Here is a 9140-nt window from a genome sequence, read left to right as displayed (position 1 = left end):
TCGCCCGCAACACCCTGACCGACCGGCTGCGCCGGCTGGTGGACGAGGGGCTGCTGGAGAAGCGGCCGTACCAGACGGAGCCGGTTCGCTACGACTACGTGCTCACCGAGAAGGGGCGCGACTTCTACGGCGTGCTGCTGGTGATGAACCGGTGGGGGGACCGCTGGCTGGCTGGTGAAGCGGGCCCGCCGGTCGCCATGCATCACGAGGTGTGCGGGGAGGAAACCCATGCCGAGGTGGTGTGCGCCGCCTGTGGTGAGCCGATGACCGCAGACAACACCCGCACTCGGATGGGTCCTGGGTATCCGCCGCACCTGGCCGAGCGGCCGGATGTGAAGGAGCGTTTCGCGGGCTGACTCAGTGGTTCCGCAGATCCGCACTCACCCTTGACAGGTAAGTCTATCTACGCAACTTTACAGTTCAAAGGCTCACGTGGGTGTCTTTAGCGAGAGGCTGCGGGATCATGGAGTGGACGGGCGCGCGCTATGCGGACAAGCCGACGGTTGAGGTCCACACCTGGATCGCCGCCTCACCGACAGAGGTGTGGACGCTGGTGTCCGACATCGAGCTGATGCCGCGCCTGAGTCCCGAGCTGCAATCGGTCGAGTGGCTGGATGACGGAGGCGGCCCTGCCCTGGGGGCCCGATTCATCGGCCGGAGCAGTCATGAGTCCTTGGGGGAGTGGGCCACCACGTCCCACATCGTCGAGTGTGAGCCGCCGACGCATGCGGGAGTTCGAGGCCAACATGACCGCCACTGTCGAGGGGATCAAGAAGCTGGCTGAGGGCGCCGGGGCCTCTGGCGAGGCGACTCTCTGATGCGCACCTCCACCACGATCGAAGCCTCCGGCGCCGATTGGCAGGAGATCGTCGACTACGTCACCGAGGCGGAGCAACTCGGTCTGGACATCTGCTGGGTGGCGGAGGCATGGGGCTCCGAGGCGCCCTCGCCGTTGGGCTATCTCGCCGCGAAAACGGAGCGCATGCTGCTCGGATCGGGCATCATCCAGCTCGGCACCCGCACCCCCATGGCCATCGCCCGCGCCGCGATCACGCTGTCGCAGATCTCCGACGGACGCTTCCTTCTCGGACTGGGACCCTCCGGGCCGCAGGTGATCGAAGGACTGCACGGAGTGCCCTTCGACCGTCCGCTGTCACGGATGCGAGAGACCGTCGAGATCGTGCGGCGGGCCGTGTCGGGGGAGAAAGTCGCCTACTCCGGGCGGGAGTTCCAGATCCCTCTGCCGGGCGGGGAAGCCAAGCCCATGCGGCTGTCGATGCGCGCCGAGTACGACATCCCGGTCTACCTGGCGACCCTCTCCCCGAAGATGCTGCACCTGACCGGTGAGATCGCGGACGGCTGGCTGGGCACCAGTTTCGTACCCGAGGGCGCCAAGGAGGCGTACTTCGACCACCTGGACCAGGGCCTTGCTGCCGCTGGTCGCAGCCGCTCGGACCTGGACATCTGCCAGGGCGCCGAGGTCGCCTTCGCCGAAGACGAGGACGCGCTGCGCGCAATGGTCGCCGGGCGCAAGAAGGAGCTTGCCTTCAGCCTCGGCGGCATGGGCTCGGCGACCACGAACTTCTACAACAACGCCTACAGCCGCCAGGGTTGGGCCGAGGTGGCGGCCGAGGTCCGGACACGTTGGCAGGCGGGGGACCGGGACGGCGCGGCCGGCCTGGTCACCGACGAGATGGTGCTGGCGACCACGCTGATCGGAACCGAGGACATGGTGCGCGAGCGGCTGCGCGTGTGGCGCGACACCGGTGTCGACACCGTTCGCTTCTATCCCGCCGGCGAGACCCTCGCCGCCCGACTCGCGACCTTGGGCCGGGCCATCGACCTGGTCCGCGACATCGAGGACGAGGCGGCACAGTAGCGACGGGTCATGCCGGCCAACGAGGGCCGCTCAGCGTCGGCGCCGTCGACGGGGTCCCGGTCAGGTCAACCGCGGGCGCTGATGTCGTCGGCGGCCAGGCCCGACATCAGCAGGGTGATCGCGCAGAACGTCCTGGCCAGGGCATCTTCCCGGTCCGCCGCGGCGGCGATGATCTGGTTGCCCTCGCACAGGCCTGCCAAGAGCAGCCGGGCGACGGTGGCGACGGGCACATCCGGTTGCAGGTCGCCGCGTTCGGCCAAAACGGTCAGGAGCCGTTCGATCGGCGGTTGGGCGACGGTTTCGTTGATGTGCCGGTACTGCTCGCCCAGGACCGCAGGTGCCTGGGCCATCAGCTCGCGGTGTAGGGGGTCGTGGATGGTCCGGCGCAGGAAGGCGTGCGTGAGGTTGGCCACCGCAGTCATGGCGGGCGTGTCCGGCGTGGCCCGGACCGCCTCGGACGTCGCGTCTCCCAGAGCCCCGACCTGCTGAATGAGCTCCGTGTACAGCTCGGCGAACATCGCCTTCTTGTCCGGGAAGTGGTGATAGAAGGTGCCCTTGCTCACCAGCGCCGCCCCGGTGATGGCCTCGACTGACGTGCCCGCGAAGCCGTTGTCGACGAACAGTTTGCGCGCGGTCGCCACCAGGTCCGCCCGGGTCTGCTCCGCGTACATCTGGCGTCGGTTTGGCCCTCTCATGCGGCCATCGTTTCGACCGGGCACGCGGGATCCTCACCCCAGACGGCGACTCGGAAGTCGGCGAGCTTGGTCGCGCGCGGCGGAGCGAGCGTGTAGCTGAAACCGCCGTCGTAGTCCGCTGCCCCGACCGTTGCCCGCAGGATCGGGACGAGGTCACGGGCGTCGCGGACCTGTGCGCCGCCGCAGGCCATGTCGGCGTCCGTCCATCGTCCCGTGCCCGGGCCGTAGGGCACATGCCCGATGAGGGGTATCGACCGCCAGGTCGACTTGTGCCCGTACAGGCCGTTGAAGTGGGACGGGATCCTGGTCGATCCGCCGATTTCCGAGCCGAAGTCGAACGTTGTGAGGCCTGCGGCGGTGGCGACGGCGCCGCCCCCGGCGGATCCGCCCGAGGTGCGGGTCGTGTCCCACGGGTTCGATGAAGGACCGAACACCGGGTTGTCGGCCTGGACGTCCTGGTTGCCCGGAGGCATGTTGCTCTTCCCCATGATCACGGCACCGGCCGAACGCAGCCGTTTGACCGCCTCGGCGTCCAGGTCGGGCACGTAGTCCTTGAGGTCCGTGCGCCCGCAGACGGTGCGCATCCCGGCTGTCTCGAAGCTGTCCTTGACCGTGATCGGCACACCATGCAGCGGACCGAGGTCCCGCCCCGCCGCCCGGGCGGCGTCGGCTTCCCCGGCCTCACGACGGGCACGCTCGACGTCGAGGGTCACCACCGCGTTCAGCGCCGTGTTGTGGATGGTGATCCGCTCGAGATAGAGCTCTACGAGTTCCCGGCTCGAGATCTCGCCAGCGGCCAGCGCGCGCGACTGCTCCACTGCGGGCTGGAAGGGGACGTCACTCACGGCATGCCTCATCTCTGACTCTGACATCGCCAATCAAATGTGAGTCATAATATTACATTCGGCAGGCAATAGGTGTGGGGCGGGGCGCAGGGCGATGGCCTTGCGGAATGAGCGGAGGATTTGTGGCGCGGTACGTCGGCTGGCGCTCCGGAGGGGACGGTGTCGGTGGCTCCGGCACCAGTGCGGCGTCGGATGTCCTTCCGTCGCCTTGCTTGAGGAGTCAGCCGCTGCCTGGGCGCGGTCAATCGGGTCGGCAGCGACGGCGCGCGGGCCATCGTGGACGAGATCGTTGGCCATCTGGCACCCGAGGATCCCGCGCCCGCACGCGGCAAGGCCCTCGGACTCTTCGCGATGATGGCGGGGGCGCTGCAACTGTCCCGCGTCGCCTTCGGCTCGAAGCTCGCCGACGAGGTCCTTGAGAACGCCCTCGCGTTCATGTGCTGAGCGGTGCGGGATCAGGCCGGATCGACGAATATGTCGAGCGCGAGATCACCCTCAAAGCCGGCAGGGCTGTAGGTGGACAGGTCGGTGACGCCCTCGTCCGAGAGGACCTCGTCGTCGATGAACAGGTTGGCGGTGCACTTCCGCGCGTCACGCGTGACGATGGCGTACGCGGCGTCAGCCATGATCCGCGGACTACGGGCTTGTCCGGCGCCGCCGACCACATTGCGCACGGCGGCTGTGTTGATCAGGGTCCGCGGCCATAGCGAGTTGGCGGCGATGCCGTCGGCGGCGAGCTCCTCGGCGAGCCCGATCGTGCACAGACTCATGCCGTACTTCGACAGCGTGTAACCGAGATGCTTCCCCACCCAGTGCGGCGCGAGGTTCAACGGCGGGGAGAGCGTGAGGATGTGCGGGTTGCTCGCCTTGCGCAGATGTGGGATCGCTGCCTTGCTCAGCAGGAACGTGCCACGCGTGTTGATGTCCTGCATCAGGTCGTACCGCTTCATCTCCAGCTGCTCCGACGACGACAGGTCGATCGCGCTGGCGTTGTTGACCACGATGTCGATGCCGCCGAAGGCGCTGACCGCCGCGTTGACGGCGGTGCGCACATCGTCCTCGTTGCGGACGTCGCCGACTACGGCCAGCCCCTTGCCGCCCGCGCGCTCAACCTCGTCGACGGCGGTGTGGATCGTGCCTTCGAGCTTTGGATGCGGCACGGCGGTCTTGGCGAGCATCACCATGTTCGCACCTTCGCGGGCCGCGCGCAGGGCGATGGCGAGTCCGATGCCGCGGCTGCCTCCCGACATCAGGACGGTCTTGCCGGCCAGCGTCTGAGTCATGGCTGAACCTCCAAAATGGATTGTCAGACTAATGATACGCAATGCTAATGGTATCTTCCACATATGACTTCGACTCCCGCACGCCAGATCGACCGGCTCTACAACGAGCTCCTGGCCCCCAAAGAGACACAGTCCGTTCGCGCTGCCGTGCGCCGGATCGCAGAACGCGAAGTGGCTCCGCACGCCGTGGCGATCGCCGGTGGCGACGAGCGCACGGACGGCTTCCCCCGGCATGTTTTTGAAGGGCTTGCGTCGGCGGGGGTCTTCCGAATCCCCTTCCCCGGCGAGGTCGGCGGCGATGGCCTGACCCACCCGGCGACCGCCACTGCCGCGGCCATCGAGGAACTGGCCTACTACTCGAGCAGCGTCGCGGCCGTCTTCGACGTGCACTGCATCCTGGCGGGCAACGCCCTGCGGCAGGGCACTGAGGAGCAGCAGCAGCGGTGGCTGCGAAAGGTCGCGGAAGGCTCAGTGGTCGGTGCCTTCGCCACCACTGAGCCGGATGCCTCCAGCGACCTGTCTCCGCAAGCGGTACAGACCGAGGCGATACGCACCGAGGCCGGCTGGGTGCTGAACGGCCACAAGCGGTGGATCTCCAACTCGCCCGTCGCCGGGTTCGTGGTGGTTCTCGCCCGCACCGGCACCCGGCTGAGCATGTTCATCGTCGACACGGCACTTCCCGGAGTGGAAGTCGGCCTTCCCGACCGCAAGATGGGCAACCGCGGCCAGCTCACCGCGGACATCCGATTCACGGATGTGCACCTGACCGACGACGACCTCCTCGGTGGCGCCGAGGGACACGGACTGCGCCATGCGCTGTCCACTCTGACCTACGGCCGGATCGGCATCGCGGCTGCCGGGGTCGGCATGGCGCAGGCCGCCTTCGACCACACCGTGGCCCACCTGTCGACGCGACACGCCTTCGGCAAGCCGGTGGCCGCCAACCAGCACTGGCAGTTCCTGCTCGCCGAACGGGCCACCGAGATCGAGAACGCCCGCACCCTCTACACCAAGGCCGCCCTGCGCCTGGACGCGGGCAACCCGTCCCCGGAGCCCGAGGCCGCGATGGCGAAGTACTACGCCACCAAGCTGTCGGTGGACATGGCGCGCGACGCCGTCCAGGCCTTCGGAGGCCTCGGCTTCGCGCGCGAACTGGGTGCCGACGGCAGCCCCGGCCCTGTCGAGGCGATCTACCGGGACAGCAAAATCGGTGAGATCTACGAGGGGACCAATGAGATCCAGAAGTGGGTCATAGCCCGGCAGATCTTCGGTCGGGCCATCGTCGGCTGATCGCCCAGGACGCGCCGGTGCAGTAAGCCGACGGACAGTGGGGCATCCCGTCGGCCTGCAGCGGTCCCGCCGCCTCGGGCTTTCTCGTACGATGGACAGGACCATACGTATGACTAACCATGGGCGGGATAAACGATGTCCGAGGCTCCGCTGGTACCAGGGACAGTGGCCGAACACACCATCTGCCTGCTGGTCAAGCTCGGGCAGGTGGCGTTCAGGATCGCTGAGGATGGTATCGGCGGGACCGGTCTGCGAGTGCGGCACTACAGCGTCTTGCAAGCTCTTGCGGACAACGGCGCCATGCCGCAACTGGCACTTGGTTCATTCCTGCGGATCGACCCGGCGACGATGGTGACGAGTCTCGACGACCTGGAGCGCACCGGATACGCCGAGCGGACGCGAGATCCACAGGATCGTCGCCGCTACGCCGTGGACATCACCGCCGAAGGCCGCAAGGTTCTTGCCGACCTCAACCGCACACTCGTCGATCTCGACGGTGAAGTCCTCGCAGACCTGGGTGCCACGGAACGAGACTCGCTTCACGCCGTGCTGGGCAGCCTCGCGGGAAGTCCCACTCTGACCTCCCTGTTCGACGCCGTCCGGGAGCAGAATGGAGCGAAACGGGCTTAGCGGCTTGGGGGGATCGCACCCGGGTGCGGCGGTACGCCCCGGTTCTGGCAAAGTCCCGGAAGAGCGGCCGCCGAGGTCGCACTTCTCTTTTCCTTCAGCGACCACATGATCTATGTCTGGAGTCGTGGGTAGCTCATCGAATGGGGCAGTTGCCCGGCACTAACTGGAGCCCGACCAAGCGCGCTGCGGAACTGAGTCGGACCGTCATCACCCGATCAGGAACTCCGCTCGATTGGCACCCGTGCGATCGGTCAGCGGATGGCTTCTCATGAGGGCCGGACGTCGGACGGCGTCCATGAGCAGGTCAAGGTCGCCTCACGACCATGTCCCCGCGCAACACACTCGCGTCACTGCACGGAGCGCCAGACCAGCTCGGGCGGGGATCCTCACGGTAGATCTCCGTCGGCCACCATCGATCACGAGGACGTGCGCCCCCCGGCCAGCGCTTCGGGGCGTACTCCGCTGACCCCGGCACCCCCGACCACGACGCGATGCTGCTGCTCGATCTGACGGCATCCCCGTCGGCGTCGGCCGATGCCCGGCACACCCCGGAGCAAGGAGCCACCATGACACCGGAAGCCGCACCGACCCCTCGCGATGAGGTCCTCGACGCCTTCCGCGCCCAGCTGCGCGCGATGACCGACGGCGACACCGACGCCCTCGACGACCTGCTCGCCGACGGCAGCACCCTCACCCACATGACCGGCTACGTCCAGCCGAAGCAGGAGTGGCTGGCGCAGATGCGCGAGGGGCGGTTCGACTACCACAGCATCGTGGACCTGGACGTCGAGGTCGACGGCGACACCGCGCGCCTGGTCGTCCGCACCGTCACCGACGCGACCGTCTACGGCACCCGCGCCGACTGGCGGCTGCAACTGACCGTGGACTACGCGTACGAGAACGACGCCTGGATCGTGGTCGGTTCGGCGGCCTCGACCTGGTGACCACCGAACGACCAAGGAGCACCCGGATGTCCCCTCGTACCTGGCTGATCACCGGCGTGAGCAGCGGCTTCGGCCGCCACCTCGCCGAACAGCTGCTCACCGCCGGCGAACGCGTCGTCGGCACGGTGCGGCGCCCGGAAGCCGTGGCCGATCTCGCCCAAGCCCACCCCGACACCTTCCGCGCCGAGATCCTCGACGTACGCGACACGCCCCGCGTCCACGAGGTCGTCAAGCACACCGCCGACGTCTTCGGCGGCATCGACGTCCTGGTGAACAACGCCGGTTACGGCCTCTTCGGCGCCGCCGAGGAGTACACCGACGCCCAGATCGACGCGATCGTCGCCCCCAACCTCACCGGCTCGATCCAGCTGATCCGCGCCGTTCTGCCGTACATGCGCGAGGCCGGGCGCGGCCGCGTCGTGCAGCTGTCCAGTTACGGCGGCCAGGTCGCGTTCCCCGGTAACTCCATGTACCACGCCACGAAGTGGGGCATCGAGGGCTTCTGCGAGTCCGTCGCCCAGGAGGTCGCCCCCTTCGGGATCGGCGTCACGATCGTCGAACCCGGAGGCGCCCGCACCGAGTTCCGCTGCGGCTCCGCGCAGCCCGCCGACCCGCTGCCCGAGTACGAGGGCAACCCGGCGCACGCCTACCGTGCCATGCTCGACCCGGCCAACGGCCTGGCCCCGGGCGACCCCGCCCGTATGGCGACCAGGATTCCGCACCCCTGCGCATGGTCCTCGGCTCTCAGGCCCTGACCAGCACCATCGACACTCTGGAACGCCGCCTGGCCGACTTCCGTACGCAGGACAGCCTGGCCGCGTCGACGGACTTCCCGCAGGGCGAGTAACTGCCGGCCGCTGGCCGGTGAAGTGCGCCCCGCTCGTCAGAAGCTGGTCAGCCCCTCCAGCTTCTGACGCAGCGATTCCTGCAAGTGACGCTCCATCACGGCATGCGCCTGCGCGGTGTCCTGGCTCCGCATCGCCTCGACCAGCGCACGGTGGTCGGCGAACTCGGCCTGCTCGTGCAAGCGTCGGTCCAGTTGAGGTGCGAGCCGGTACATCCGCCGGGACTCCTCGACGAGCCCCTTCAGCGTCCGCGCCGCCCGCCGGTGGCCCGCGAGCTCGGCGATGCCCAGGTGGAAGGCGGCGGCTGCGTCCAGGGCGGCATCCGAGTCGGTGGCCGCCTCTTGCGCGTCCACCAGACTGTCCAGGTGGTCGAGCTCCTCGGGCGTCGCCCGCTTCGCCGCCTCCACCACCAGGTACGGCTCGATGAGCTGGCGCATCACGAAGATCTCTCGGACATCTTCGAAGCGCAGCGGTTGGACCATGTAGCCCTTGCGGGGCAGGACCAGCACCCACTCCTCGTGCACGAGGAGTCGTAGCGCCTCCCGGACGGGGGTCTTGGACACCCCGTACTCCGTGGCCAGTTCATGCTCGAGCAGCAGGCTCTCGGGGCGGCGGCGCGCGGTGAGGATGTCGCGCTTGAGGGCCTCGTAGACGCGCTCCGTCATGGATTGACGTACGCCACCTGCCTGCGGCGGGAGGGCGGACTCGCTCTTCGCCACTGATCTGCCT

General features: G+C 68.1%; 11 protein-coding genes and 1 pseudogene. 8 read left to right on the top strand and 4 right to left on the bottom strand.

Going from position 1 to position 9140, the window contains the following annotated elements:
• The 3 genes and pseudogenes from GAS53_RS01260 to GAS53_RS01250 form a co-directional block, all read left to right on the top strand.
• The coding region (locus tag GAS53_RS01260) for a winged helix-turn-helix transcriptional regulator (protein WP_151475542.1) at nucleotides 1-356 on the top strand (356 nt) is incomplete at its 5' end.
• 107 nt (nucleotides 357-463) lie between these two features.
• Nucleotides 464-682: pseudogene (locus tag GAS53_RS55950) on the top strand (SRPBCC family protein); the annotation flags it as partial.
• Between the two features lie 135 nt (nucleotides 683-817).
• Nucleotides 818-1879 (top strand): LLM class flavin-dependent oxidoreductase, encoded by a 1062-nt coding sequence (locus GAS53_RS01250; RefSeq protein ID WP_151475473.1) that lies wholly within the window; start codon nucleotides 818-820, stop codon nucleotides 1877-1879.
• A 65-nt stretch (nucleotides 1880-1944) separates the two neighbouring features.
• On the opposite strand, the gene GAS53_RS01245 is transcribed toward GAS53_RS01250, so the two are convergent.
• Both GAS53_RS01245 and GAS53_RS01240 read right to left on the bottom strand, forming a co-directional pair.
• A complete protein-coding gene (locus tag GAS53_RS01245) occupies nucleotides 1945-2574 on the bottom strand; it encodes a TetR/AcrR family transcriptional regulator (RefSeq protein WP_151475472.1) in 630 nt (209 codons plus the stop codon).
• A complete protein-coding gene (locus GAS53_RS01240; protein WP_225858645.1) occupies nucleotides 2571-3419 on the bottom strand; it encodes an amidase family protein in 849 nt (282 codons plus the stop codon). The genes GAS53_RS01245 and GAS53_RS01240 overlap by 4 nt, the downstream gene beginning before the upstream one ends.
• Nucleotides 3420-3695: 276 nt before the next feature.
• On the opposite strand from GAS53_RS01240, the gene GAS53_RS54915 reads away from it, so the two are divergent.
• Entirely contained in the window at nucleotides 3696-3863 is a 168-nt protein-coding gene (locus tag GAS53_RS54915) for a hypothetical protein (RefSeq protein ID WP_192582889.1), read from the top strand.
• A gap of 11 nt (nucleotides 3864-3874) precedes the next feature.
• Here the strand turns inward: GAS53_RS54915 and GAS53_RS01235 are convergent, their stop codons facing one another.
• Nucleotides 3875-4702, bottom strand: coding sequence for an SDR family oxidoreductase (locus GAS53_RS01235; protein ID WP_151475470.1), 828 nt, complete (start codon nucleotides 4700-4702; stop codon nucleotides 3875-3877).
• A 63-nt stretch (nucleotides 4703-4765) separates the two neighbouring features.
• On the opposite strand from GAS53_RS01235, the gene GAS53_RS01230 reads away from it, so the two are divergent.
• From GAS53_RS01230 to GAS53_RS01215, 4 genes are all read left to right on the top strand, one after another.
• Nucleotides 4766-5992 (top strand): acyl-CoA dehydrogenase family protein, encoded by a 1227-nt coding sequence (locus tag GAS53_RS01230; RefSeq protein WP_151475469.1) that lies wholly within the window; start codon nucleotides 4766-4768, stop codon nucleotides 5990-5992.
• 135 nt (nucleotides 5993-6127) lie between these two features.
• The gene (locus tag GAS53_RS01225) at nucleotides 6128-6622 is read left to right on the top strand and encodes a MarR family winged helix-turn-helix transcriptional regulator (RefSeq protein WP_151475468.1); all 495 of its coding nucleotides are present in this window, start codon (nucleotides 6128-6130) and stop codon (nucleotides 6620-6622) included.
• A gap of 566 nt (nucleotides 6623-7188) precedes the next feature.
• On the top strand, nucleotides 7189-7566 hold the full coding sequence (locus GAS53_RS01220) for a nuclear transport factor 2 family protein (protein ID WP_192582888.1): 378 nt from the start codon (nucleotides 7189-7191) through the stop codon (nucleotides 7564-7566).
• 26 nt (nucleotides 7567-7592) lie between these two features.
• Nucleotides 7593-8321 carry an SDR family oxidoreductase gene (locus tag GAS53_RS01215; RefSeq protein ID WP_225858644.1) on the top strand — a complete coding sequence of 243 codons (729 nt, stop codon included), beginning with the start codon at nucleotides 7593-7595 and terminating at the stop codon, nucleotides 8319-8321.
• Nucleotides 8322-8449: 128 nt separating this feature from the next.
• On the opposite strand, the gene GAS53_RS01210 is transcribed toward GAS53_RS01215, so the two are convergent.
• Nucleotides 8450-9076 carry a GntR family transcriptional regulator gene (locus tag GAS53_RS01210; protein ID WP_192582887.1) on the bottom strand — a complete coding sequence of 209 codons (627 nt, stop codon included), beginning with the start codon at nucleotides 9074-9076 and terminating at the stop codon, nucleotides 8450-8452.
• Between the last annotated feature and the right edge of the window lie 64 nt (nucleotides 9077-9140).

This window comes from Streptomyces albicerus (assembly GCF_008905045.1).
Taxonomy (GTDB): domain Bacteria; phylum Actinomycetota; class Actinomycetes; order Streptomycetales; family Streptomycetaceae; genus Streptomyces; species Streptomyces albicerus.
This window is presented reverse-complemented; position numbering and strand designations above follow the sequence as displayed.